Raw genomic sequence first — 24,831 nt, 5'->3', positions numbered from 1 at the left:
GCGGCTACGCCTTACCCGGCCTACGGGTTAACAACGTCAACACTTCATAATGCGCGGTATGCGGGAACATATCGAAAAGCTGCACGCGTTCAATGCGGTAGCCCGGCAGGCTGGCGATATCTTTCGCCATGGTCTGTGCGTTACAGCTGGAATAGACGATGTACTCCGGTGCCATCTGGCTCAGGTAGTCGCACAGCGCGTTCCCGATGCCGCGGCGCGGCGGGTTGACCAGCACCAGTTCCGGCACGTTGCCCTGGCCGGTCGCAAACTGCGTGGAGTCCAGCGCCTGGAAGTGCAGATTCGTTAACCCCAGCTCGGCGGCGGACTGTTTCGCGCAGGCAATCGCTTCGGCAGAGATCTCAATTCCGGTGAGCTGCATTTCTGGCGTGGCGCAGTGCAGGCCAAAGCCGCCCACGCCGCAGAAGAGATCCCACATATGCTGGATGTTTAACGCACGGACCCAGTCGCGGGCGGTAGCGTACAGGCTGCTTGCCACGGTCGGGTTAGTCTGGAAGAAGCTTTGCGGACGGATCCACAGCGGCACGCCGTTGAAGCTTTCGGCCAGCGCATGCTGCTCGGAGAAGAAAATCTCTTTCTCCCCTTCCATGATCGCCATATGCACCGGCTGAATATTCGCCGTAATGACCTTAAGCTGCGGAAGCTGTTCCTGAAGCCACGGCAGCGCCGCGCGCAGCTGCTCGAGCTTGGCTTCCGAACGCAGCACGAAGCGCAGCATCATGCCGCCGTCTTTCTGGCTTTCGGTCAGCAGAAGGTATTTCAGCTCGCCGCGCCTGCGGGCGACGTTGTAAGGCGTTAACCCTGCACGCGCAATAAAGGGTTTCAGTGCGGCAAAGACGGGCTCAAACGAGGCGGGATACAGCGGGCAGTCGGTTAAGTCTTCCGGCGTGCCGTCGCGGTGCAGCATCCCCAGCAGCGGTTTTTCAACGCTGCCGCTGACCACCATTTTGGCTTTATTACGGAAACCCTGCTCCGGGCCGCTGACGGGTGCGCACCACTCGCCCACCGCGTGCGCTGCCAGCAGCTGTTGCAGGTCGGCCATTTTGGCGGTGAGTTGTTGAGAGACCGGCTGTTCTATCCACTGACAGGAGCGGCAGCGTCCGGCGTCATAGAGTGCGCACTGCATATGAAAACCTTAAGGATCACGAGGGCTGCGATTATACACATTATTGCAGGCGGAAGAACCGCCGACTGGAGGCGGGGATAAAAAGCAGAAACAGAACCAGCATGTCCGGGAGTTTTTGCATAAACAGCGCGCGCAGGATCTCGCGTTTGGATTCACCGGCAATGCTGAACAGCTCCGGGTAGCCGTATCCCAGCGAGGCGGCCCACAGATAGCTGGCGGCGGTAATTTGCGTCAGCAGATAGACCCAGCGCGCCCAGTTGCGCCCTTTGACCAGCGAAAACGCGCAGTAGATCTCGATAAACACCAGCACCAGGCTGCTCAAAAAGACCAGCGTCAGATTCCACGTCTGTACGCTGCGGTGAATGAATTCACCGATGCCGCGCACGCCCAGGGTGTTCAGAATCATCAGCACGTCCAGGCAGCGGATCATAATAATGGCGAGCGCCGCCACCTGAACCAGTGCAGGTACGTTAGGCCGCGCGTGCGTAGTACGTGATTTTTTTAATAATCCCAATGTTTTACTTCCCTGAAAAACAGTGCCGCGTCATGCGCGGCACATCACTGGAAATTTTAAATCCTTCAGCCGCGTCTTGCACGCTGGATATCGCGCACGCGCTGCTTTTCCGCGCGCGCCATCAAATACCAGGCGATAAATCCGACAATTCCGACCACGCCGAGGATGATAGAGGCCAGGGCGTTGATCTCCGGGTTGACCCCCATGCGCACGCTGGAAAAGACCAGCATCGGCAGCGTCGTCGCGCCCGGTCCGGAGACGAAGCTGGCGATAACCAGATCGTCCAGCGACAGCGTAAACGCCAGCAGCCAGCCGGAGATCACCGCCGGCATAATCATCGGCAGGGTGATGATGAAAAAGACCTTCAGCGGCGTCGCGCCAAGATCCATCGCCGCCTCTTCAATGGAGCGATCCAGCTCGCGCAGGCGCGAGGAGATCACCACCGCCACGTAGGCCGTACAGAAGGTGACGTGCGCCAGCCAGATGGTGAGCATGCCGCGATCCGCCGGCCAGCCGATGGCGTGCGCCAGGGCCACAAACAGCAGCAGCAGCGCGAGACCGGTGATCACGTCCGGCATGACCAGCGGCGCGGTGATCATAAAGGCGAACCCGTTCGAGCCGCGAAAACGGCCGAAGCGCACCATCACCAGCGCGGCGATCGTGCCCAGCACCGACGCCATTGTCGCCGCCAGGGCGGCAATGGTCAGGCTCAGCCCTACCGCGCTCATCATCGCATCATCGTGGAACAGCTCGCTGTACCAGCGCGTCGACCAGCCCGCCCAGACCGTCACCAGCTTGGAGCTGTTGAAGGAGTAGATCACCAGCATCAGCATCGGCGCATACAGGAAGGTAAAGCCGACAACGAGGATCGCAATTCGCCACGGGGAGCGCACTACCGGTAAGTTGTTCATCCGTGATCTCCCATCTGTTTCTGCTGATGCTTGTGGAACCACATGATCGGCACGATCAGCAGCAGTAACATCACAATCGCCACCGCCGAGGCCACCGGCCAGTCGCGGTTATTGAAGAACTCCTGCCACAGCACGCGGCCAATCATGATGCTGTCCGGGCCGCCGAGCAGTTCCGGGATCACAAACTCCCCGACCGCCGGGATAAAGACCAGCATTGACCCGGCGATAATGCCGCCTTTGGTCAGCGGGACAATGACGCTGAAGAAGGTTTTTAACGGGCGGGCACCGAGATCGAGCGACGCTTCCACCAGCGAGTAATCAATGCGCGTCAGCGCCGTGTAGATCGGCAGCACCATAAACGGCAGATAGGCGTACACAATGCCGATATAGACCGCGAGGTTGGTGTGCAGGATCGTCAGCGGCTGATCGATAACCCCGAGCCACATGAGAAAGTTATTCAGCACGCCGTTGTTTTTTAGGATCCCCATCCAGGCGTAAACGCGGATCAGGAACGAGGTCCACGACGGCAGGATAACCAGCAGCAGCAGGATGTTACGCGTCGACGGCTTGCTGTGCGCCACCGCCCACGCCAGCGGGTAGCCCATTACCAGGCAGCAGAGCGTCGAAATCGCCGCCACCTGCAGCGACTGCAGATACGCTTCGAAATAGAGCGGATCGTCGGTGAGCTGCAGGAAGTTGCCGAGATTGAGCGTCAGCGTCAGCTGCCCGTCGGCCCAGTCCAGCAGGTTGGTGTAGGGCGGGATCGCCCGCGCCATTTCCGCTAGGCTTATCTTGAAAACAATCAGGAACGGCAGCAGGAACAGCAGGATCAGCCACACGTACGGCATGGCGATCACCAGCTTGCGGCCGTGTTTCATCTGCATGCGCGTCAGTAAACCGGCAAAGCCGCCCGACTTTTCTACGCGAGCTGAAGGTTCAAGTGTGCTCATGATCGCTCCTTATACCGTCAGCACGACGCAGCTGTCAGCGTCCCAGCACAGGCGCACTTCGTCACCCCAGGTCGGCTGCCCCTTGCGATAGCGATGTTCGTTCTGTAGCTGCGCGCTGAGCATCTGCCCGCTTTTCAGGCGCACGTGATAGATGGACAGATCGCCCAGATAGGCAATGTGCACCACTTCGCCCACGGCAAAGTTATAGCCATCGGCAGGCGGATCCTCGCAGAGCATGATCTTTTCCGGACGCAGCGCGACGTAGACCGGCACGTTATCCACCACCGAGTTATCAGGATCGACCTTAAGCGGATGCTGCAGCCCCGGCGATTCGATGACCAGCCCATCCTCCTGACGATCTTTCAGCAGCCCTTCGAAAACGTTAACCGAGCCAATGAACTCCGCGCTGTAGCGGGTGGTCGGGTGCTCATAAATCTCTTCCGGCTCGCCAATCTGCACGAACTTCCCGCGGTTCATGATCGCAATACGCCCGGCCATGGTCATCGCTTCTTCCTGGTCGTGGGTCACCATCACGCAGGTCACCCCCACGCGCTCGAGGATATCCACCACTTCGAGCTGCATACGGTCGCGCAGTTTTTTATCCAGCGCACCCATCGGCTCATCGAGCAGCAATAATTTCGGCCGTTTTGCCAGACTGCGGGCCAGGGCCACGCGCTGGCGCTGGCCGCCGGAGAGCTGGTGCGGCTTACGCTTCGCGAACTCCTGCATGTGCACCAGGCTCAGCATTTCGGCCACGCGCGCGGTAATTTCGGCCTTCGGCAGCTTGTCCTGCTTCAGGCCAAAGGCGATGTTCTGCTCCACCGTCATGTGGGGAAACAGCGCGTAGGACTGGAACATCATGTTAATCGGGCGCTGATACGGCGGCACGCTGGAGAGATCCACACCATCGAGCATGATTTGCCCGGCGGTGGGCTGTTCAAAACCGGCCAGCATACGCAGCAGGGTCGATTTACCGCAGCCAGAAGCCCCCAGAAGGGCAAAAATTTCGCCTTTATAGATAGTCAGGCTGACGTCGTCCACGGCATGCTGGCCATCGAAAGATTTGGTGAGGTTACGAATTTCAAGAAGCGGGGTCAGCGCTTTACGGACTTTCGCCTGCGGGCGGGGGATCGCGTCATTCACGGGGTGTTCTCCGGCATAGATCAATACTGGTGCAAACGCACCGTCAGGGTGCGCATCGCCGGGCGGCGCTAACGCTTGCCCGGCCTACGGGTTGTAGAGGCCCGGTAAGCGTTAGCGCCACCGGGCAACAATACCCAACGCCGTTATTTACCGCTTTTCACCTTGGTCCACGCGCGGGTACGCACGCGGTCAATTTTTGGATCCTGAACTTTCAGGATGAAGAGCTTGGCGAACACATCCGCCGGCGGATAGATAGCCGGGTTGTTACGGATTTCTTCGCTTACCAGCGGCACGGAGGCCTTGTTACCGTTCGCGTAGTAAACGTGGTCGCTAATGTGGGCGATCACGTCAGGACGCATCAGGTAGTTGAGGAACTGATAGGCTTCGTCTTTGTTTTTCGCATCAGCTGGCATCGCGAAGACGTCGAAGAACGCCAGCGCCCCCTCTTTCGGAATGAAGTAAGAGACGTTCACGCCGTTCTTCGCCTCTTTCGCGCGGTTAGCCGCCTGCCACACGTCCCCTGCCCAGCCGATCGCGACGCAGATGTCGCCGTTCGCCAGGTCGTTGATGTACTGAGACGAGTGGAAGTAACGAATGTTTGGACGCAGCTTCAGCAGCAGATCGGTCGCCGGGCCGGTGTAATCATCGGCTTTACTGCTGTTTGGGTCTTTGCCCAGGTAGTTCAGCACGGTCGCGAAAATCTCTTCCGGCGCATCGAGGAAGGAGACGCCGCAGCTTTTCAGCTTCTCAAGGTTTTCCGGCTTCAGCACCACGTCCCAGCTGTCCAGCTTGACGTCCGGGCCCAGCACCGCTTTGACTTTATCAACGTTGTAGCCGATGCCGGTAGTCGCCCACAGGTAAGGCATGGCGTATTTGTTGTCCGGGTCATGCTTAGCCACCAGCTTCAGCACTTCCGGATCGAGGTTTTTCCAGTTCGGTAGCTTGCTCTTATCCAGCGGCTGGAAGACGCCTGCCGTCAGCTGACGCTCCAGGAAGCTTGCAGAAGGCACTACGAGATCAAACCCGGTGCTGCCCGCCATCAGTTTCCCTTCCAGCACTTCGTTGGAATCGAAAACGTCGTAGACCACTTTAATGCCGGTCTCTTTTTCAAAATTCGCCACCGTGTCCGGCGCGATATAGTCAGACCAGTTGTAAACGTGCAGCGTTTTTTGTTCCGCAGCGAGCGTGCCGGCAGAGACGGCCATCAGAGCACCCGCAACCAGACCCGATAACCATTTTTTATTCAAGGCGATCATATCTTTATTCCTTCTGAAAGCTCGTTAACAAACGAACTAAAACTGTGCAATCTGAAGATATGCAATAATCATGCATAGTTTGTCGCTCTGCCCAAAATAAAAAGAAACCTCTTTACCCGGCAGTTTCCGCTCGCTTTTTTAAGCACCGCAAGAATAACTGTAGCCCGTGTCTCCGGCTATAGCCCAGACGAAAAAACGCCTTTTATCAATTTTTTATGCAGGTTATGTCTACGTGATAAGCCGAAACGGCCTTCAGGGAGGTGAAAAATTCTTTAAAGAAAGGTTAAAAGCAGCAGAAAAAATGGCCTTCTGCAGCCGCTATGGCAGCGACTGCGCAAAAGTCAGACAGGCTTAGTGAAGAAAATTGGGAGATGCATCATTATTCTCTGCATCATCTTCCGCGCTATACAGCAGATGGTGTGCATTGGCTTCCATCATGACCATGGAAATTTGCTCTTCACTCAAGCGCATAAACGCGGAGAACTGCTTGAATGACAGCCCGGCACCGGAGAATAAAGACTGGCAAACGACCAGTTTTGGCAGATTATCATCCTGTATGTCGAGAAATGCTTTCACCGTCAAAGAACTGGCGTTGATCGCTGACAGGTCGGAGGCCAGCGCCAGCAGCGCAGACGGCTTCACTTCGGCCAGCGCGGAGAAAAGGATCACGTCGTTAATGAGATCGATTTTGGCATCGAAGATGCCGTCGAAATTCTGCATATGAGGCAGATGCAGCGCCTGGCAGGAATCGCATTCGAAGAACGTAATTCCGGCATCATCAAGCCATTGACGTAACGTATCCAGTGTAGGTACGACCTGTAAATCCATCGCTGTGCAGCCTCTTAAATAAAAACTTCGCATAGATTACGCAAAAAGTGCGTTCAATACCATTTAACCGCCCGTTTTCAGACAGTAACCCGGCGTGGCATGACGCTCGATCCATGAGATCATTTTACCCGCAATATCGACACCTGTGGTTTTTTCCACGCCTTCCAGCCCCGGCGAAGCATTTACCTCCATGACCAGCGGCCCGCGCGTCGCCCGCAGAAGGTCTACGCCCGCCACGTCCAGCCCCAGGGTTTGCGCCGCTTTGACGGCAATTTCCCGCTCCCGGTCGCTGATATCAGCAATTCTTGCAATGCCGCCGCGGTGAAGATTAGAGCGGAAGTCGCCCTCTTTCGCCTGCCGCTCAATGGCCGCCACCACTTCATTGCCGACCACGAAGCAGCGAATGTCGCGCCCTTTCGCCTCTTCGATGTACTCCTGCACCAGAATGTGGGCATTGAGGCCCCGAAAGGCGTCAATCACGCTCTCCGCCGCCTGGCGCGTCTCCGCCAGCACCACGCCAATGCCCTGCGTACCTTCCACCAGCTTGATGACCAGCGGCGCACCGCCCACCATGTCGATAAGATCGCTGGTGTCGTCCGGTGAATGGGCAATACCCGTGACGGGGAGATCGATCCCCTGACGGGCGAGCAGCTGCAGCGAGCGCAGCTTGTCGCGGGCGCGGGATATGGCGACGGATTCGTTGAGCGGATAGCTGCCCAGCATCTCGAACTGGCGCAGCGCGGCGGTGCCGTAATAGGTGATCTGGGAGCCGATGCGCGGGATCACCGCATCAAAGTGCGGCAGCTTGCGGCCTTTGTAGTGAATCGACGACGCTGCCGGGTCGATGTTCATATAGCAAGACATCGGGTCGAGGATCTCAACCTGATGCCCGCGTTTCGCCGCCGCCTCACGCAGGCGCTTACATGAATAGAGCGTTCCATCCCGGGACAATATGGCAATTTTCACCCTGCACCTCTCTGAAGACATGGAAAAAGCCTGCGTATCATATACGCAGGCAAGCGCAGGAGGAATGGACTATCGCGTCGCCCATCCCTGTTTGTGGAGGTAATCAAGAATAAACGGGCGATTTTCTTTAATGATGGTGCGACGAATATGGTCAGTCCAGGTATCACGGCGGTTATTGCTGCCGCGCGTCATGTAGTAGTTCGCCAGCTCTTCATCATATTGATTCAGGACGTCCTGATCGACCGGCTGGTAGTGGTTTTCGTGCACCAGCATCGCCGCAGGAATGCGCGGCTTGAGATCCGGGTTATCCGCAGGCCAGCCGAGGCACAGGCCGAACAGCGGCAGCACGTGTTTTGGCAGCTTCAGCAGCTCGGTCACGCTTTCGATGTTGTTACGCAGGCCGCCGATATAAACGCCGCCTAACCCAAGCGACTCCGCCGCCGTAAAGGCATTTTGCGCCATCAGCGCGGTATCTACCACGCCGAACAGCAGCTGCTCGGCCAGCCCCAGCTCGGCTTCAGGGCAGATTTGCAGGTGGCGGTTAAAGTCGGCGCAGAACACCCAGAACTCCGCCGCCTGAGCCACATGCTTCTGCCCGCCGGTCAGCGTGACCAGCTGTTCACGCATGGCCGGGTCAGTGATGCGGATGATGGAACTGCACTGCAGAAAGCTGGAGCTGGAGGTCGCCCTGGCGCTGTCGATAATCGCGGCACGCTGCGCCTCGGTAATCGGCTCATCGGTGAAGTGGCGAATGGAACGGTGGGAACGGAGCAGGTCAATCGTTGGTGTCATCTTGTCTCTCTTTGTCTTGCTTAAACCTTATGCCAGCCAGTATAGGCAATGATTTACGTGATGTAATTGGCGAAACATAGCCTGACTGTATCAAAGCGACAGGCGAAACCTTCTTTAATGGCGGCAGGTTATCGGGCACTATATGTCCTATTCGCCGTCAGGCTTGTTTTTTGAGGAGAGAGAAATGTTTGCAGTAATTTTTGGTCGTCCAGGGTGCCCTTACTGTGTGCGCGCGAAAGAGCTGGCTGAGAAACTGACCGAAGAGCGCGATGACTTCAACTTCCGCTACGTGGATATCCACGCGGAAGGCATCACCAAAGCGGATCTCGAAAAAACCGTCGGCAAGCCGGTTGAAACCGTACCGCAGATCTTCCTCGATCAGAAACACATCGGCGGCTGCACTGACTTTGAAGCTTACGCCAAAGAGCATCTGGGCCTGTTTGCCGCTCAGTAATGCTAAGACGCCCTCACCCTGAGGGCGTTTTTAATTGTGGTGCCGTCGATGCTTAATCAGACTGCACACAAACAAATAGCACAGCGCGCCAAGGGCGCACCAGAAGACGCCGCTCAGCAACCACGCCAGCTCCTGCCAGAAACTTCTCGTCGACACATACAGCAAGCGCATCAGCAGCAGACACAGCGGTGCGGCCAGCATGGCGCCCAGCAGCGGTTTCGCCACCTCCCCTTTACGGGAGAGAAAGCTGGCTGCGGCACCCGGCAGCGTAAAAAAGAGCAGCCCCAGCTCCGGATGGCCCGACGCCCTGAATGCCCCTTTCACATTAAAAGCGAGCGACATGCACACGACGGTGAACAGCAAAAAGCAGCTGATCACCCCCGCCCAGTTTCGTTTAATGTTCAAACTATCCTCCTGACTTATCTCTATCAAATATACCTTCGTCGGGTAGACGCCCAGTCAGATAAAGCAGTGCGGCAATCCTTGCCAAAGTACGCACAGGGTGATGCGATAATCAGTAGCTGTCAGTAGCTAATGCGATTAAACTACACGCCAGCTAATGTTTTAGGGAATAAAGCAGGAAACAGGGAGCGTTAACGCCTTTCCCTGACCCAGAAAACAGTAGCCCAAAAAGTCCTTTCATTCAACAACTTACTGGTAAACAAGAAGTTAGCCTCCGTGAATATAAACGTCGCAGACTTGTTAAATGGGAATTACATCCTGTTATTATTTGTGGTACTGGCGCTGGGTCTTTGCCTGGGTAAATTGCGCCTGGGTTCAGTTCAACTTGGTAATTCCATTGGCGTTTTAGTCGTCTCCTTATTATTAGGCCAGCAGCACTTCAGCATTAACACGGACGCGCTCAACTTAGGTTTTATGCTGTTTATTTTTTGTGTTGGCGTGGAAGCAGGACCGAACTTTTTTTCAATTTTCTTCCGCGACGGCAAAAATTATCTGATGCTGGCGCTGGTGATGGTCGGCAGCGCGCTGCTGATCGCGTTAGGGCTGGGTAAACTGTTTGGCTGGGATATCGGGTTAACGGCCGGTATGCTGGCAGGCTCCATGACCTCCACCCCCGTGCTGGTGGGTGCCGGTGATACCCTGCGCCATTCCGGCATGGCCGGCGCGCAGCTCTCTACCGCGCTCGACCACCTGAGCCTGGGCTATGCCCTGACCTATCTGATTGGTCTGGTGAGCCTGATCGTTGGCGCACGCTACCTGCCAAAACTGCAGCACCAGGATCTGCAGACCAGCGCCCAGCAAATCGCGCGCGAGCGCGGTCTCGATACCGACTCCAAACGTAAAGTCTATCTCCCGGTGATCCGCGCCTATCGCGTCGGGCCAGAGCTGGTGGCATGGGCTGACGGCAAAAACCTGCGCGAGCTGGGGATTTACCGCCAGACGGGCTGCTATATCGAACGTATCCGCCGCAACGGCATTCTGGCGAACCCGGACGGCGACGCGGTGCTGCAGATGGGCGACGACATCGCGCTGGTGGGTTACCCGGACGCCCACGCCCGTCTCGACCCGAGCTTCCGTAATGGCAAAGAGGTGTTCGACCGGGACCTGCTCGACATGCGTATCGTCACCGAAGAGATCGTGGTGAAAAACCATAACGCCGTTGGCCGCCGTCTGGCGCAGCTGAAGCTAACCGATCACGGCTGCTTCCTCAACCGCGTGATCCGCAGCCAGATTGAGATGCCTATCGACGACAACGTCGTGCTCAACAAAGGCGACGTTTTGCAGGTGAGCGGCGACGCGCGACGCGTGAAAACCGTTGCCGACCGCATCGGCTTTATCTCCATTCACAGCCAGGTCACCGACCTGCTGGCCTTCTGCGCGTTCTTTATCGTTGGCCTGATGATCGGGATGATCACCTTCCAGTTCAGCAACTTTAGCTTCGGCATCGGTAACGCCGCCGGGCTGCTGTTTGCCGGGATTATGCTGGGCTTCCTGCGAGCGAACCACCCGACCTTCGGCTACATTCCCCAGGGCGCGCTGAACATGGTGAAAGAGTTCGGTCTGATGGTCTTTATGGCGGGCGTCGGCTTGAGCGCGGGTAGCGGCATTGGCCACAGCCTGGGCGCCGTCGGCTGGCAGATGCTGGTTTCCGGCCTTATCGTCAGCCTGGTGCCGGTGGTTATCTGTTTCCTGTTCGGCGCCTACGTGCTGCGCATGAACCGCGCCCTGCTCTTCGGGGCAATGATGGGCGCGCGTACCTGTGCGCCTGCGATGGAAATCATCAGCGATACCGCGCGCAGCAACATCCCGGCGCTGGGGTATGCGGGCACCTATGCTATCGCTAACGTGCTGCTCACGCTGGCGGGTACGCTGATCATTATCATCTGGCCGGGACTCGGATAACTCCTAAGTTTGCGCGTGGTGAAAATTATTTTCGTTACGCGCAGAACTTTTTTATCAGGGGGCAGTCATAACTAGTGCCACTGCTTTTCTTTGATGTCCCCAATTTGTGGAGCCCATCAACCCCGCCGTTTTGGTTCAAGGTTGATGGGTTTTTTGTTGCCTGAAATTCCCTCACCTCTCATCTCCGCTTCTATCCTGCAATCAGAACATATATGATTAAACATATATAAATTATTCCACCTGCAGGAACACCCATGCTCCACCCACTCCAGCTCTTCAAAACCCTCTCCGACGAAACGCGGCTCGCCATCGTCATGCTGCTCCGTGAAGCCGGCGAACTGTGCGTCTGCGATCTCTGCGCCGCGACCACCGAGTCGCAGCCTAAGGTCTCACGCCACATGGCGCTGCTGCGCGAGTCCGGGCTGGTTATCGATCGTCGCGAGGGGAAATGGGTCCATTACCGTCTCTCTCCCAACATGCCTGCGTGGGCGGCAACCGTTATCGACACCAGCTGGAACTGCCTGCGGGAAGAGACGCGCATGAAGCTTAAAAACCGACTTTCAGGCTCGTGCTGATAACAACACATTCACAAAAACAGATATAACGGAGTAAGCGATGTTTCTGGCAGGGGCTATTTTTCTGTTTACGCTGGTGCTGGTTATCTGGCAGCCCAAAGGGCTCAGTATCGGCTGGAGCGCCAGCATTGGCGCCATGCTGGCGCTGGCCAGCGGCGTGATTCACATTAACGATATACCTGTCGTGTGGAATATCGTCTGGAACGCCACGGCAACGTTCATTGCCGTCATCATCATCAGCCTGCTGCTGGATGAGTCCGGCTTTTTCGAGTGGGCGGCGCTGCACGTTGCCCGCTGGGGGAACGGTCGTGGACGATTGCTGTTTACGTATATCGTGCTGCTGGGCGCAGCCGTGGCGGCGCTGTTTGCCAATGACGGTGCGGCGCTGATCCTGACGCCTATCGTTATCGCCATGCTGCTGGCGCTGGGGTTCAGCAAGCAGGCCACGCTGGCGTTTGTAATGGCGGCGGGTTTTATCGCCGATACCGCCAGCCTGCCGCTGATTGTGTCTAACCTGGTCAACATCGTGTCGGCAGACTTCTTTAAGCTGGGGTTCAGCGAATACGCCTCAGTGATGATCCCGGTAGATATCGCCGCGATTGGCGCAACGCTGGTGATGCTGCATCTGTTCTTCCGTAAGGAAATTCCCCCGGAATATGACCTGGCAAAACTCCGCGAGCCCGCGCGGGCCATTCACGACCTCCCGACGTTCAGAACGGGCTGGATCGTCCTGCTGCTTCTGCTCGTCGGTTTCTTTGTGCTTGAACCTCTCGGCATTCCGGTCAGTGCCATAGCAACCGTCGGCGCCCTGATTTTATTCGCTGTCGCAAAACGCGGGCATGCGATAAACACCGGGAAAGTGCTGCGCGGCGCGCCGTGGCAGATCGTTATCTTCTCGCTGGGGATGTATCTGGTGGTGTATGGCCTGCGCAATGCCGGGCTGACGGAATATCTCTCAGGCGTACTGGATAGCCTGGCCGGACACGGGCTGTGGGCCACCACGCTGGGTACCGGGTTCATCTCCGCGTTTCTGTCATCCATAATGAACAATATGCCCACGGTGCTGATTGGCGCGCTCTCCATTGATGGCAGCACGGCGACGGGCTTGATAAAGGAAGCGATGATTTACGCCAACGTGATTGGCTGCGATCTGGGGCCGAAAATCACGCCTATCGGCAGCCTCGCCACCCTGCTCTGGCTCCACGTGCTGGCGCAGAAAAACATGACGATTACCTGGGGCTACTATTTCCGGACGGGCATCGTTATGACGCTGCCGGTCCTGTTTGTGACGCTCGCCGCGCTGGCGCTACGTCTCTCCTTCACACTGTAATGAGCCAATGATATGAGCCACATCACCATTTACCACAACCCCGCCTGCGGAACCTCGCGCAACACGCTGGAGATGATCCGCAACAGCGGCACGGAGCCAGAGATTATCCTCTATCTGGAAACCCCGCCGTCGCGCGATAAGCTGACCACCCTGATTGCCGATATGGGCATTTCGGTGCGGGACCTGCTGCGTAAAAACGTGGAGCCCTATGAGCTGCTTGGCCTTGCTGAAGATAGCTTCACCGACGACCAGCTTATCGATTTTATGCTGCAACACCCTATCCTGATTAACCGTCCGATCGTGGTAACGCCGCTGGGTACCCGCCTGTGCCGCCCGTCTGAAGTCGTCCTCGACATCCTGCTCGATGCGCAGAAAGGGGCGTTTACGAAAGAGGATGGCGAAGCCGTGGTGGACGCCAGCGGGAAAAAAATCTCGCCAAAGTAACCCGTTGATAATGGCGCAGTAAGGCCTGCCAACCGCATACCGCGCCCACCTGCCGAGTTGCAACAGCCGAAACCCGGCACATACTTTTGAGGGTTAATCCTGGTGAGGGTATGCAGGTATGGGCTTGAAAAACAAAACCGCCGTCATCTTCGGCGGCAGCGGCGCCATCGGCAGTTCAGCGGCGCACGCTCTGGCGCGTGAAGGGGCGGATGTGTACCTCGCCGCGCGCGACCACGCCAGGCTGGAGCGGGTCGCCAGCCGAATTCGCGCCGCCGGAGGGTCTGCCAGCACGTTTATTTTCGATGTGCTCGATGACTCCTCGCAGCTCCCGGATCTTGCCCGCATTGATGTCGTCGTCAACGCCACGGGCTTTATGCACGATCAGGGTAAACGCCTTGAGGCGTTAACGCTCGGCGAGTTCAGGCAGGGTTTCGACCCCTTCCTGGCCGCGTACTTTAACATTGCAAAAGCCGCGTCGCCCCGCATGGGCGGCGAGCATGGCGGGACCATAATTACCGTCGTCGCCCCCGCAGCCACTATGACAATGGCGGGCCACCTCGGGCATATCGTCGGCTGCGCGGGAACGGAAGCCTTGACCCGAGCCCTTGCGGCTGAGCTGGGGACACACAATATTCGCGTGCTGTGCGTGCGTTCACACGCGATAGCCGACGCGGTGCAGGCGGGTTCGTATGTGGGGACCATTTTCGCCGCCAAGCCGCAGGCGATGGGGATTACGGTTGAGCAGTTTCTCGGCGGTGCCGCGCAAAGTACCCTGACACATAGCCTGCCTACGCTGGCACAGGTGGCAGACACGATTACGTTTCTGGCCTCAGATGCGGCAGGCGCCATCACGGGAACCACCGTCAATATGACCGCGGGCGCAACCTAGCGGCCGCTCTCGCCCGCAATCCTGCCCACCATCGCCCGGATCTCTTCGCGGGTTAACGGCGCCCGGTCGGTGACATAGTGTAGCGTCATCCCTTCGATAAACGCGTCCAGCGCGCGGGTGGTGACCGGGTCGAACCACTGCTCCAGCGTGGTCTGGCTCATCTTCATCCAGTCCTGCATCACCGTTTTGAGCGCCGCGCTGCGGTGCATAAAGGCGTAGAGCTGATACATCAGCGCCATGTTGTGCGGCGTGGTCACCTGCGAGCTGTGGATCAGCGTGGTGATAGATTCGCACGCCATTTCCGGCCCGGTGACGCCGGCAAAGAAATCCCGGTACTGCTGCGACATCTGCCGGGTAAACCACGTGAAGGCCTCCTCCAGCAGCGGCTCCATGCCGTCGAAATAGTAGGTCATCGACCCCAGCGGCACGCCCGCGCAGGTGGCGATTTTACGGTGCGTGACGGCGTGAATACCGTGCTCGGCGATGGTATCGAGCGTTGCCTGCAGGATCTTCTCCCGCCGATGCGGATCGTTCGGTGGTCTGCTCATAAATTCCTCACGTTGTTTGTGTACAAATGTACACAAACTTGCTAGTGTTGTCGCTATTGTTGTACTTCTGGTGCTACCCCAATGACGCTGACCTCTCCCCGTAAAGCCCTGCAGCTACGCATGTGGGCGCTGTTTATGTTCTTCTTTATTCCCGGTCTGCTGATGGCCTCCTGGGCCACGCGCACCCCCGCCATTCGCGATATTTTGTCCGTTTCTACCGCTGAGATGGGCATCGTGCTGTTCGGCCTGTCGATAGGCTCCATGAGCGGCATTCTCTGCTCCGCGTGGCTGGTAAAACGCTTCGGTACGCGGGCGGTGATCCGCACCACCATGTGTGTTGCCGTGTTCGGGATGGGGATACTGAGCGTGGCGCTGTGGTTTGCCTCGCCGCTGCTGTTCGCCCTGGGCCTGACGGTATTTGGCGGCAGCTTCGGTTCGGCTGAAGTTGCCATCAACGTTGAAGGGGCGGCGGTCGAACGTGAGATGAACAAAACCGTGCTGCCGATGATGCACGGTTTTTACAGCCTCGGCACGCTGGCCGGTGCGGGCGTGGGGATGGCGCTGACGGCCACCGGCGTGAGCGCGAATCTGCATATCCTGCTGGCGGCGCTGGTGTGCATCGTTCCGATTCTGACCGGCATCCGGGCGATCCCGGACGGCACCGGTAAGAACTCCGCTGACGAACAGCACTCAGCCGAAAAAGGGCTGCCCTTCTACCGCGACTTCCAGCTGATGCTGATCGGCGTGGTGGTGCTGGCGATGGCGTTCGCGGAAGGTTCCGCCAACGACTGGCTGCCGCTGCTGATGGTAGACGGTCACGGCTTTAGCCCAACCTCCGGCTCGCTGATTTACGCCGGGTTTACGCTGGGGATGACCGTGGGTCGCTTCACCGGCGGCTGGTTTATCGACCGCTACAGCCGCGTGGCGGTGGTGCGCGCCAGCGCCCTGCTGGGCGGCCTGGGTATTGCGATGATCATCTTTGTCGACGTGGACTGGATTGCCGGGGTCTCGGTGATCCTCTGGGGACTGGGCGCGTCGCTCGGCTTCCCGCTGACCATTTCAGCCGCCAGCGACACCGGCCCGGATGCCCCGACGCGCGTCAGCGTGGTGGCAACCACGGGCTATCTCGCCTTCCTGGTCGGGCCGCCGCTGCTCGGCTTCCTCGGCGAGCACTACGGGCTGCGCAGCGCCATGCTGGTGGTGTTAGGGTTAGTCATTATCGCGGCGCTGGTGGCGCGCGCGGTGGCAAAGCCGGAAACGAATCAAACGACACTGGAGAAGGGATATGAGCGTTAAACTGATCGCCGTCGACATGGATGGTACTTTTCTGAGCGATGCCAAGACCTATAATCGGCCGCGCTTTCTGGCGCAGTACGCCCGCATGAAGGCGCAAGGCATTCGCTTCGTGGTCGCCAGCGGCAACCAGTACTACCAGCTGATCTCCTTTTTCCCGGAGATTGCGCATGAAATTGCCTTCGTCGCCGAAAACGGCGGCTGGGTCGTGAGCGAAGGTGAGGATGTCTTTAATGGCGAACTGTCGAAAGCCCATTTCGAGACCGTCGCGAACGTCTTAAACGACGTTCCGGGCATTGAGATCATCGCCTGCGGCAAAAGCAGCGCGTACACGCTGAAATGCTATGACGAGGGCTTTAAGGATATCGCGGCGAAGTACTATCACCGTCTCGAAATGGTCAGCGATTTTGACAACCTGAACGATATTTTCTTCAAGTTCGGACTTAACGTGTCTGACGATGAAATTCCGCGGATTCAGGCGCTGCTGCATGAACGGCTAGGCGATATCATGGTGCCCGTCACGACCGGTCACGGCAGTATCGACCTGATCATCCCCGGCGTGCATAAAGCCAACGGTCTGCGGATCCTGCAAAAGCGCTGGGGCATTGACGACAGCGAAGTGGTGGCCTTCGGCGACAGCGGCAACGACGTGGAGATGCTGCGTCAGTCCGGGTTCAGCTTTGCGATGGCGAATGCCAGACCGCATATTAAAGCGGTGGCGCGTTTTGAAGCGCCTCACAATAACGATGAAGGCGTTTTAAACGTGATTGAGAAGGTGTTGAACGGGGAAGCGCCGTTTAACTGATACCGTGCGGTCTGGTGCCCTCACCCTGGCCCTCTCCCACAGGGAGAGGGGACCGTCCCGAGCTCACCCACAGGGAGAGGGAATAAACAGGTTAAGGTTGCAGGGCGTTTCCGACGCGCTTGTCTTTCAGGAACACCACCATCAGTCCAACCCACAGCGCGCCGTTGGCGAGGTTAAACAGGCTGAACAGCCCGTTGCCGCCCATCGCGTAGGCATGCTTGCTCACCTCGATACCGACGGTAAAAATCAGCATCTGCAGCATCCCCATCGCCGCGGACACCGTGCCTTTACTCATCTCGCTGGCAAACAGCGTCAGGCGCACCAGCCCGGCGTTGGCCACGCCAATTCCGAAGGCATAGAGGCTGAGCCCCGCCGTCATCCACAGATAAGCGTGGGATGACGCGACGGTCGCCACCGCAGCCAAAATCAGCCCTGCCGCAATCGGCCAGCCGCCCATGATAATCAGTGAACGCACGGTGCGGCGTGACGTCAAACGTGCCAGCACCAGGTTCCCGATAATCAGCGCGCCAAAGATCGGCACCTGCAGCAGGCCATACTCGTAGCTGCTGAGCTTTTCACCGCTGATGATAATGACCGGCGACTGCGCAATCCACGCCAGCAGCGGCAGGCTAACGAACCCGGTCGCCAGCGCGCCCGCCACAAAGCGGCCATTCTTCAGCACCTCTTTGTAATCCCGACCCAGCTCTTTCAGCGAGAGTTTCTCTCCGATGCGGGTGGCCGTTTCCGGCATCGCACGGTGCAGGCCAAAGAACGCGAAGGCGGCGAGAAGCGCAAAGAGCACAAACATCCCTTCCCACGGCGCAACGTGCACCCACGCGGCCCCCACCAGCGGCCCGAGTAAGGGGGCGATCAGCGCCACGTTCGCCATCAGCGCGGTAATCTTGATACACACCGCCTCTTCAAACGACTCCTGAATGGCGGCATACCCCACGGCGCCGATAAAGCACAGGCTCACCCCCTGCAGGAAGCGCAGCAGGGTAAATTGTTCAATGTTTTGCGCCAGCAGCGTGGCGAGACAGGTGACGATAAACCACACCACGCCCGTCAGCATCACCGGACGGCGGCCAATACGATCCGACAGCGGCCCTAACAGCCACTGTAAAAACATGCCGCCGGCCAGATAGGCGGTCATGGAGGTCGGTACCCACTCAATTCCCGCGTTGTACTGCGCCACAACGGTCAGCATACCGGGCTGGATCATATCGTTGCCGATATAGGTAGAAAATTCGTAGAGCACCAGACACAGGGGGAAAAGCAACGCCTGACGACCCAGACGTGAACCAGAAGAAGAACGGTTTAACATGCAATCTCTTAATAATGACAAAATCGCGACGAGTTTAATGAAATGCCGCAGCCCGAGATAGTGATTTATCGAGGGTAAACAGAAATAAAGCACATATCGTCTTCGTTTAAGGTTTCCTTAATTTGACAGATTTATGATACCCCCATTACTCGTCAACGACCCCAAATTATGGCACTCACCTCCAGCCGTTCAGAATTGTCTAACTTACAGACAAATAAGACAAAACGACTTTACCGCTTGCCGACCCGCTTTTATGGTTATCAGCTTTTCGTACTGATCGCCCTTGCCGTGCTTTTCACGTGGCTATCGCGCAATGAAGCGCTCGACAGGTGGATCACCGGCTTTTGGTATGACGCGGCAACGCAGAGCTTTCCGCTGCAGAAAGATCATCTGCTGGATCTACTGAACCACCGTCTGGCGAAATACATTGCCATCGCCTTAGGCGCCGTGGCGCTGTTTTACGGCGCCTACAAGCGTAACGCAAGGCTGGTCACGGCGGCGCTGCTGATGGGCGTTGGCGCGCTGGTGGTGGGCGTGCTGAAAAGCGTGAGCCATCACAGCTGCCCGTGGGATCTGGTGGAATATGGCGGTAAGGCTATGTCTTATCCCCTGTTCAGCGCCGTCCCTGCTGACAGTGGTCCGGGGCGCTGTTTCCCCGGCGGTCACGCCTCCAGCGGCTTTATGGTGATGGGGCTGTTTTTTGCCTTCTGGCGCGAGCGTCCGCGTCTTGCCTGGTGCTTCGTCGCGCTGGGCGTGGTGTTAGGTCTGGCGATGGGCTACGGCCAGGTCATGCGCGGGGCGCATTTTTTCTCTCACAACCTGTGGGCCGGGTGGTGGGTCTGGTTTTCCCAGGTGGTGGTCTACGGGCTTGTTTCCACCCGGTTTGCTAAAGAGTGATAACGCTATGTTAGAGAATCTGAATTATCAGCTGTTTTATCTGATCAACGCCACGCCGGCCTCGCCTGAGTGGACGATCGATTTTGCTACCTTCCTGGCAAAGGATCTGATTAGTATCGTGCCTGCACTGGCTGCGATTCTCTGGCTGTGGGGCCCCCGCAGCCAGGTGAAGGCACACCGCCAGCTGGTGATCAAAGTGGCGATGGCGCTGGGCGTGAGCATTCTGGTCAGTTTCGCACTGGGTCATGTGTTCCCACACCCCCGTCCTTTTGTGGCTCACGTGGGCTATACCTTCCTGCACCACGCGCCGGATGACTCGTTCCCGAGCGATCACGGTACGGTGATCTTCACCTTCGCGCTGGCGTTCCTGTTCTGGCATCGCCTGTGGTCCGGTGCGGTCCTGATGGTGGCGGCCCTGGCAATCGCCTGGTCTCGCATTTACCTCGGCGTTCACTGGCCGCTGGATATGGTGGGCGGTTTCCTGGTCGGGCTGATTGGCTGCGTGAGCGCGGCTATCCTGTGGAGCCTCTTCGGTGAAGCGCTCTACCGCACGCTGTCTTCACTCTATCGCGCCATTTTCGCTATCCCGATCCGCAAAGGCTGGATACGTGACTAACCCCAACCTGACAGGTTACACTTGAACCCCCGCCCTGCGGGGGTTCACTTTTTTATCCCGAGGAACTATGGAAACACGTCGCGATGACCGCATTGCTCAGCTGCTACAGGCGCTGAAGCGCAGCGATAAGCTGCATCTTAAGGAAGCCGCCAACCTCCTCGGCGTCTCAGAGATGACCATTCGTCGGGATCTAAACAGCGAAAGCGCGCCCGTCGTGCTGCTGGGCGGGTATATTGTGCTTGAGCCGCGTAGCGCCAGCCATTACCTGATCAGCGACCAGAAGACGCGCCTGGTGGAAGAGAAACGCAAAGCCGCACGGCTTGCGGCCTCACTGGTACAGCCGCACCAGACGCTGTTTTTTGACTGCGGAACGACCACGCCGTGGATTATCGAAGCCATCGACAGCAGCATCCCTTTCACCGCCGTGTGCTATTCCCTGAACACCTTTCTGGCGCTTCAGGAGAAACCCGAGTGCCGGGTGATCCTCTGCGGCGGTGAATTTCACGCCAGCAACGCCATCTTTAAGCCGCTTAACCTGCAGGACACGCTCAGCAATCTCTGCCCGGATATCGCGTTTTATTCCGCCGCAGGCGTCAACGTGCGTCAGGGCGCGACCTGCTTTAATCTGGAAGAGCTGCCGGTGAAGCACTGGGCGTTAAGCGCGGCGCAGTATCATGTGCTGGTGGTCGATCACAGCAAGTTTGGCAAGGTGCGTTCGGCGAGAATGGGCGAGCTGGCGCAGTTCGATGCCATCGTCAGCGACTGCCGCCCGGACGACGAGATCGTGGCCCATGCGAAGGCGCAGCAGGTGAAGTTGATGTATTAAGAGGGGTGCGGCCTGATGCCCTCACCCCGGCCCTCTCCCACAGGGAGAGGGAGAAAATCCATAAGGTTTAGCTAAACCAGCTGCCAAACCACCCGTGGAATTTCATCATAACGAAATCCCACATCCGGCTGAAGAAGCCGCCCTCTTCCACCGCTTCCATCACAATCAGCGGACGCTGTTCAATCGACTTACCGTTTAGCTGGAAATCAATCGTCCCGACCACCTGGCCTTTTTTCAGCGGAGCCGTGAGCTGCGGGTCGGTCAGGGTAAAGCTGGCCTTCAGGTTTTTCAGCTGACCGCGCGGAATGGTCACAGAGCCGCCTTCACCGGCGCCCAGATTCACTTCGCTCTTGTCACCGAACCAGACGCGCTGGCTGACGAACGTGGCATCCGGTTTAATCGGCGTCACGGTTTCATAGAAGCGGAAGCCCCAGGTCAGCAGTTTTTCTGACTCATTAAAGCGAATACGGTCGGTTTTGGTGCCCAGCACCACCGAAATCAGGCGCATGTCGCCCTGGGTCGCGGAGGCCACCAGGTTATAGCCTGCGCCCGCCGTGGTGCCGGTTTTCATTCCGTCCACGTTAACGTTGCTGCTCCACAGCAGGCGGTTGCGGTTCGGCTGGCGGATTTTATTGAAGGTAAACTCTTTCTCTTTATGGATGGCGTATTCATCCGGCACGTCGTGGATCAGCGCTTTCCCCAGCATCGCCATGTCGCGCGCGGTACTGAACTGTCCCGGCGAATCCAGACCGTGAACCGTTTTGAACGTGGTGTTGGTTAAGCCCAACTTCTGCGCATAGCCATTCATCAAGCCAATGAAAGAATCCTGACTGCCGGCAACGTAATCGGCCAGCGCGATGCACGCATCATTTCCCGACTGAATAATTACCCCTTTGTTCAGATCGGAAACGGAGACCTGATCCCCTGGCTTCAGGAACATCACGGAAGACCCGCGCAGCGCCGGGTTGCCGGTGGCCCAGGCATCCTTCCCGATGGTGACCATATCGTCCAGCTTGATCTTGCCCGCTTTCAGCGCCTGGCCTACCACGTAGCTGGTCATGATTTTGGTCAGGCTTGCCGGATCGAGTTTCTCATCCGCATTCCCTTCCGCCAGCACTTTACCGCTGGAATAGTCCATCAGGATCCAGGCGCGCGCATCCACAGGCGGCGCTTCGGGCGCAGCCTGTTCAGCTGCATAGAGAGTTGGTGCAAACAGGAAAAGGAGCGCAGAGCCTGTCGCAAGGCTGCGCAGAGAAGTCATTTTACGCGTCATAAATGCCACCCGAGTGTCCATTCAAAAATTACGTCACATCACCGTGTCGCAAGAAGCGATGAGTAATAGCGCACTAAAACGGTTAAAGAAACCCAACGAGGGTAAAGTTATTAAAGTTTATGCAATAACATTCAGATACGCTTTGATTCAGACGATTTTTTTGTCTTCTGTTGCGTAATTGTTAGGTTTATCTCACCATGGCGAAAGCTGACCCGGATTCACATCTCATCAGGAGTAAATATGATTACGCTTTGGGGCAGGAACAACTCGACCAACGTTAAGAAAGTGCTCTGGACGCTCGAGGAGCTGGATTTACCGTTCAATCAAATCATGGCTGGCATGTCGTTCGGCGTAAACAAAGAGGCCGACTATCTGGCCATGAACCCGAACGGCCTGGTGCCGCTGCTGCGCGATGATGAAACAGACGCGACGCTTTGGGAGTCCAACACCATTGTCCGTTACCTCGCCGCCCAGTACGGTCAGGGCCGCCTGTGGGTAGAGAGCCCGGCCCGGCGCGCTCAGGGCGAAAAGTGGATGGACTGGGCGAACCAGACGCTTTCGCCTACCCACCGCGTGATCCTGATGGGGCTTATCCGTACGCCGGAAGCCGAGCGCGACTATCCGGCCATTCATGCCGCTCAGGATGCGTGCGAAAACCTGTTTGCGATGATGGATGACGAACTGGCGAAGCACGCCTGGTTCTCCGGTGAGGCCTTCGGTACAGGCGATATCGCCGTGGCGCCGTTCGTCTGGAACCTGACCAATATGGGCCTGAAGTGGACGCCGCGCCCTCACCTTGAGCGCTGGCTAAAACAGCTGAGCGATCGACCGGCATACCGCAACGTGGTGATGATCCCGGTCACCTGATTACGCACCGGACGGGCTGACTTTTAACAGCTGCCCGTCCGTCTCGTCGGTCAGTACATATAAATAGCCGTCCGGCCCCACCCGCACATCACGAATACGTTGATTCCGGTCGCCCAGGATTCGCCCGTCTTCCGTCACCTTATTGCCCTCCACGCTCAGCACGATCACGTCCTTTTCCTTCAGCGCCCCGATAAACAGCTTGTTTTTCCACTGCGGGAAAGCGTCGCTGTTGTAGAACGCCATGCCGCTCACGGCAGGGGACACTTTCCAGACGAACAGCGGTTTTTCGGTTCCCTCAACGTGCTCGCCTTTAGCTTCAGGAATTTTCAGACCGCTGTAGTTAATGCCGTGCGTCGCCAGCGGCCAGCCGTAGTTCTTTCCTTTCTCCGGGATGTTGATCTCATCCCCGCCGCGCGGGCCGTGCTCGTTCAGCCACAGCGTGTCGCTCCAGGGGTTCATCGCCATCCCCTGCGGGTTGCGAATGCCGTAGGACCAGATTTCGGGTCGCGCGCCGGGGGTATTCACAAAGGGGTTATCCGGCGGCACTTTCCCGTCTTCGGTGAGGCGCACGACTTTACCCTGCAATTTATCCAGATCCTGCGCCGTCGGACGCTGGTTGTTCTCGCCGAGTCCGATAAAGAGCGCGCCTTTGCCGTCGAACACCAGTCGCCCGCCAAAATGGTTTCCGGTCGAGAGTTTCGGCATCTGGCGGAACACCACCTGGAAGGCTTCAATCCGCGTCAGATCGTCGCTCAATCGGCCATAGCCCACCGCCGTTCCGGCCTTGCCGTCGCTCCCTGCTTCGGCGAAGCTCAGCCAGATGCGGCGCGATTGTTCAAAATCCGGGGCGAGGACCACGTCCAGCAATCCTCCCTGACCGTTTGCCCAGACCTTCGGCACGCCGACAATCGGATCGGACAGCCCTTTTCCTGCCTGCCAGCGTTTGAGCTGACCGCCCTTCAGGGTCACCAGCAGGCCTTTATTGTCCGGCAGAAACGCCAGGGACCAGGGGTGATCGAGTTTATTTTGCAGCACCTCGACCTTAACCGCCTCTGGGGCAGCAAGAAGCGAAAACGGAATGAACAACGCAGGCAGGGAAATTAGCGAGGATCGAGGCATAACGCGCTCCTTTATCGGCATATGGCATAAAGGTTAGCCACTGCATCCGGGCGTGTTACCACTTTTACAAAAGCTTAATCAGAAGGGGGAGTTGCCTCCCCCTGGGCTCAGTGCTGTTCAAGCTTCTCGTGCTCGTTCAGGCACATGATGCATAGAGAGAGCGTGGTCAGGCAGTTTTCAAGCTTCTCCGCGTTAACAGCGATAAAATTCGGGCAGTCGTGGCGTCCATTCATCAAACATACCCCAGCGATGGAGAGCACCTCAGCGGCGCGGCGCAGGGCGATTAGCTCACTTTCGCCGTATTTCGCCTTCAGGGTCGGTGCTTTTTCACGCATGAAATTGCAAAGTTCAAACAGGTTATCACGCAGATGTTCGCTTTCGCTGACTGACATATACCCTTTTGCCTTCCTCAACTGCAGGTACGCGGCCAGGTCGATTCGGGCGTTGATCAGCTTGTTAAGCAGATCGCGTTTTAGTCTGTCAACGGTCATGCTCTTTCCTCCTCTGTCAGCCATTGTGCATATTCAGGATAAGTACATTTTTTGTACAGTTTAATGCCTGGGATCAATTTTTATTAACTGATTAACATTATTTACAATGTTACAACCTCTGACCGGCGCATCCGCCTTGCAAAGAGTGTATAAATCCCCCGCGATACGCTGTAAAATCCCGCCCTGATAACTCCATAATTGATGAATTTTTA

Annotated in this window: 27 protein-coding genes; 12 read left to right on the top strand and 15 right to left on the bottom strand. The window is 57.5% G+C overall.

Annotated features, from left to right (window positions below):
• Positions 1-4: 4 nt before the first annotated feature.
• The 9 genes from rlmC to nfsA all read right to left on the bottom strand — a co-directional run bounded on the left by rlmC (position 5) and on the right by nfsA (position 8,504).
• Positions 5-1,144, bottom strand: coding sequence for a 23S rRNA (uracil(747)-C(5))-methyltransferase RlmC (gene rlmC, locus AC2TE5_RS07055; protein WP_484612909.1), 1,140 nt, complete (start codon positions 1,142-1,144; stop codon positions 5-7).
• Between the two features lie 40 nt (positions 1,145-1,184).
• Positions 1,185-1,658, bottom strand: a complete 474-nt coding sequence (locus AC2TE5_RS07050) for a YbjO family protein (protein WP_029739448.1) — start codon at positions 1,656-1,658, stop codon at positions 1,185-1,187.
• A gap of 65 nt (positions 1,659-1,723) precedes the next feature.
• Complete coding sequence (potI, locus tag AC2TE5_RS07045) at positions 1,724-2,569, bottom strand: putrescine ABC transporter permease PotI (protein ID WP_047648224.1); 846 nt, start codon at positions 2,567-2,569, stop codon at positions 1,724-1,726.
• On the bottom strand, positions 2,566-3,519 hold the full coding sequence (gene potH, locus AC2TE5_RS07040) for a putrescine ABC transporter permease PotH (protein WP_213328417.1): 954 nt from the start codon (positions 3,517-3,519) through the stop codon (positions 2,566-2,568). Before potH ends, potI begins: the two co-directional genes overlap by 4 nt.
• Positions 3,520-3,528: 9 nt before the next feature.
• Positions 3,529-4,662: a putrescine ABC transporter ATP-binding subunit PotG gene (potG, locus tag AC2TE5_RS07035; protein ID WP_024907855.1), complete on the bottom strand. Its 1,134-nt coding sequence runs from the start codon at positions 4,660-4,662 to the stop codon at positions 3,529-3,531.
• Positions 4,663-4,805: 143 nt separating this feature from the next.
• Positions 4,806-5,918 carry a spermidine/putrescine ABC transporter substrate-binding protein PotF gene (potF, locus tag AC2TE5_RS07030; protein WP_484612908.1) on the bottom strand — a complete coding sequence of 371 codons (1,113 nt, stop codon included), beginning with the start codon at positions 5,916-5,918 and terminating at the stop codon, positions 4,806-4,808.
• Between the two features lie 351 nt (positions 5,919-6,269).
• Positions 6,270-6,746, bottom strand: a complete 477-nt coding sequence (locus AC2TE5_RS07025) for a YbjN domain-containing protein (RefSeq protein WP_032658273.1) — start codon at positions 6,744-6,746, stop codon at positions 6,270-6,272.
• 63 nt (positions 6,747-6,809) lie between these two features.
• Positions 6,810-7,712: a 30S ribosomal protein S6--L-glutamate ligase gene (gene rimK / locus AC2TE5_RS07020; protein WP_024907857.1), complete on the bottom strand. Its 903-nt coding sequence runs from the start codon at positions 7,710-7,712 to the stop codon at positions 6,810-6,812.
• Between the two features lie 69 nt (positions 7,713-7,781).
• Positions 7,782-8,504, bottom strand: coding sequence for a nitroreductase NfsA (gene nfsA, locus AC2TE5_RS07015; protein WP_484612907.1), 723 nt, complete (start codon positions 8,502-8,504; stop codon positions 7,782-7,784).
• A gap of 184 nt (positions 8,505-8,688) precedes the next feature.
• Here nfsA and AC2TE5_RS07010 point away from each other — a divergent pair, with 184 nt between their 5' ends.
• A complete protein-coding gene (locus AC2TE5_RS07010) occupies positions 8,689-8,958 on the top strand; it encodes a GrxA family glutaredoxin (protein ID WP_006809455.1) in 270 nt (89 codons plus the stop codon).
• 30 nt (positions 8,959-8,988) lie between these two features.
• Here the strand turns inward: AC2TE5_RS07010 and AC2TE5_RS07005 are convergent, their stop codons facing one another.
• Positions 8,989-9,363 (bottom strand): inner membrane protein YbjM, encoded by a 375-nt coding sequence (locus AC2TE5_RS07005; RefSeq protein WP_213328420.1) that lies wholly within the window; start codon positions 9,361-9,363, stop codon positions 8,989-8,991.
• 273 nt (positions 9,364-9,636) lie between these two features.
• Between AC2TE5_RS07005 and AC2TE5_RS07000 the strand changes: the two genes are divergently transcribed.
• The 5 genes from AC2TE5_RS07000 to AC2TE5_RS06980 all read left to right on the top strand — a co-directional run bounded on the left by AC2TE5_RS07000 (position 9,637) and on the right by AC2TE5_RS06980 (position 14,560).
• Positions 9,637-11,322 carry an aspartate:alanine antiporter gene (locus AC2TE5_RS07000; RefSeq protein ID WP_014169303.1) on the top strand — a complete coding sequence of 562 codons (1,686 nt, stop codon included), beginning with the start codon at positions 9,637-9,639 and terminating at the stop codon, positions 11,320-11,322.
• A 254-nt stretch (positions 11,323-11,576) separates the two neighbouring features.
• Positions 11,577-11,897, top strand: coding sequence for a metalloregulator ArsR/SmtB family transcription factor (locus AC2TE5_RS06995; RefSeq protein WP_484612906.1), 321 nt, complete (start codon positions 11,577-11,579; stop codon positions 11,895-11,897).
• 40 nt (positions 11,898-11,937) lie between these two features.
• Positions 11,938-13,227 carry an arsenic transporter gene (locus tag AC2TE5_RS06990; RefSeq protein WP_484612905.1) on the top strand — a complete coding sequence of 430 codons (1,290 nt, stop codon included), beginning with the start codon at positions 11,938-11,940 and terminating at the stop codon, positions 13,225-13,227.
• Positions 13,228-13,239: 12 nt separating this feature from the next.
• Positions 13,240-13,671, top strand: a complete 432-nt coding sequence (gene arsC, locus AC2TE5_RS06985; RefSeq protein WP_484612904.1) for a glutaredoxin-dependent arsenate reductase — start codon at positions 13,240-13,242, stop codon at positions 13,669-13,671.
• A 118-nt stretch (positions 13,672-13,789) separates the two neighbouring features.
• Positions 13,790-14,560 (top strand): SDR family NAD(P)-dependent oxidoreductase, encoded by a 771-nt coding sequence (locus AC2TE5_RS06980; protein WP_484612903.1) that lies wholly within the window; start codon positions 13,790-13,792, stop codon positions 14,558-14,560.
• On the opposite strand, the gene AC2TE5_RS06975 is transcribed toward AC2TE5_RS06980, so the two are convergent.
• Complete coding sequence (locus AC2TE5_RS06975) at positions 14,557-15,108, bottom strand: TetR/AcrR family transcriptional regulator (protein ID WP_047061468.1); 552 nt, start codon at positions 15,106-15,108, stop codon at positions 14,557-14,559. The two genes, AC2TE5_RS06980 and AC2TE5_RS06975, sit on opposite strands and share 4 nt — an antisense overlap.
• An 81-nt stretch (positions 15,109-15,189) precedes the next feature.
• Between AC2TE5_RS06975 and AC2TE5_RS06970 the strand changes: the two genes are divergently transcribed.
• Together AC2TE5_RS06970 and AC2TE5_RS06965 are read left to right on the top strand one after the other, a co-directional pair.
• Complete coding sequence (locus AC2TE5_RS06970) at positions 15,190-16,404, top strand: MFS transporter (protein WP_484612902.1); 1,215 nt, start codon at positions 15,190-15,192, stop codon at positions 16,402-16,404.
• Positions 16,394-17,206, top strand: coding sequence for a Cof-type HAD-IIB family hydrolase (locus AC2TE5_RS06965; protein WP_407597885.1), 813 nt, complete (start codon positions 16,394-16,396; stop codon positions 17,204-17,206). The genes AC2TE5_RS06970 and AC2TE5_RS06965 overlap by 11 nt, the downstream gene beginning before the upstream one ends.
• Before the next feature lie 91 nt (positions 17,207-17,297).
• On the opposite strand, the gene AC2TE5_RS06960 is transcribed toward AC2TE5_RS06965, so the two are convergent.
• Positions 17,298-18,530, bottom strand: a complete 1,233-nt coding sequence (locus AC2TE5_RS06960) for an MFS transporter (protein ID WP_257258240.1) — start codon at positions 18,528-18,530, stop codon at positions 17,298-17,300.
• Positions 18,531-18,698: 168 nt separating this feature from the next.
• Between AC2TE5_RS06960 and AC2TE5_RS06955 the strand changes: the two genes are divergently transcribed.
• From AC2TE5_RS06955 to deoR, 3 genes are all read left to right on the top strand, one after another.
• Positions 18,699-19,427: a phosphatase PAP2 family protein gene (locus tag AC2TE5_RS06955; RefSeq protein ID WP_339276906.1), complete on the top strand. Its 729-nt coding sequence runs from the start codon at positions 18,699-18,701 to the stop codon at positions 19,425-19,427.
• A gap of 7 nt (positions 19,428-19,434) precedes the next feature.
• A complete protein-coding gene (gene ybjG / locus AC2TE5_RS06950; protein ID WP_484612901.1) occupies positions 19,435-20,043 on the top strand; it encodes an undecaprenyl-diphosphate phosphatase in 609 nt (202 codons plus the stop codon).
• A 67-nt stretch (positions 20,044-20,110) separates the two neighbouring features.
• Positions 20,111-20,869, top strand: coding sequence for a DNA-binding transcriptional repressor DeoR (deoR, locus tag AC2TE5_RS06945; protein WP_008503427.1), 759 nt, complete (start codon positions 20,111-20,113; stop codon positions 20,867-20,869).
• 67 nt (positions 20,870-20,936) lie between these two features.
• Here the strand turns inward: deoR and dacC are convergent, their stop codons facing one another.
• Positions 20,937-22,142, bottom strand: a complete 1,206-nt coding sequence (gene dacC, locus AC2TE5_RS06940) for a serine-type D-Ala-D-Ala carboxypeptidase (protein WP_484612900.1) — start codon at positions 22,140-22,142, stop codon at positions 20,937-20,939.
• Between the two features lie 240 nt (positions 22,143-22,382).
• Here dacC and AC2TE5_RS06935 point away from each other — a divergent pair, with 240 nt between their 5' ends.
• Positions 22,383-23,009 (top strand): glutathione S-transferase family protein, encoded by a 627-nt coding sequence (locus tag AC2TE5_RS06935; protein WP_121425685.1) that lies wholly within the window; start codon positions 22,383-22,385, stop codon positions 23,007-23,009.
• Here AC2TE5_RS06935 and AC2TE5_RS06930 read toward each other — a convergent pair whose 3' ends face one another.
• Together AC2TE5_RS06930 and bssR are read right to left on the bottom strand one after the other, a co-directional pair.
• Positions 23,010-24,128 (bottom strand): PQQ-dependent sugar dehydrogenase, encoded by a 1,119-nt coding sequence (locus tag AC2TE5_RS06930; protein ID WP_484612899.1) that lies wholly within the window; start codon positions 24,126-24,128, stop codon positions 23,010-23,012.
• Positions 24,129-24,235: 107 nt separating this feature from the next.
• Entirely contained in the window at positions 24,236-24,619 is a 384-nt protein-coding gene (gene bssR, locus AC2TE5_RS06925; RefSeq protein ID WP_023310914.1) for a biofilm formation regulator BssR, read from the bottom strand.
• Positions 24,620-24,831: the final 212 nt, after the last annotated feature.

The sequence above is a fragment of the Enterobacter sp. N5-15 genome (assembly GCF_057221635.1).
The sequence above is the reverse complement of the archived record's forward strand: the minus strand, read 5'-3'. Positions and strand labels throughout refer to the sequence as shown.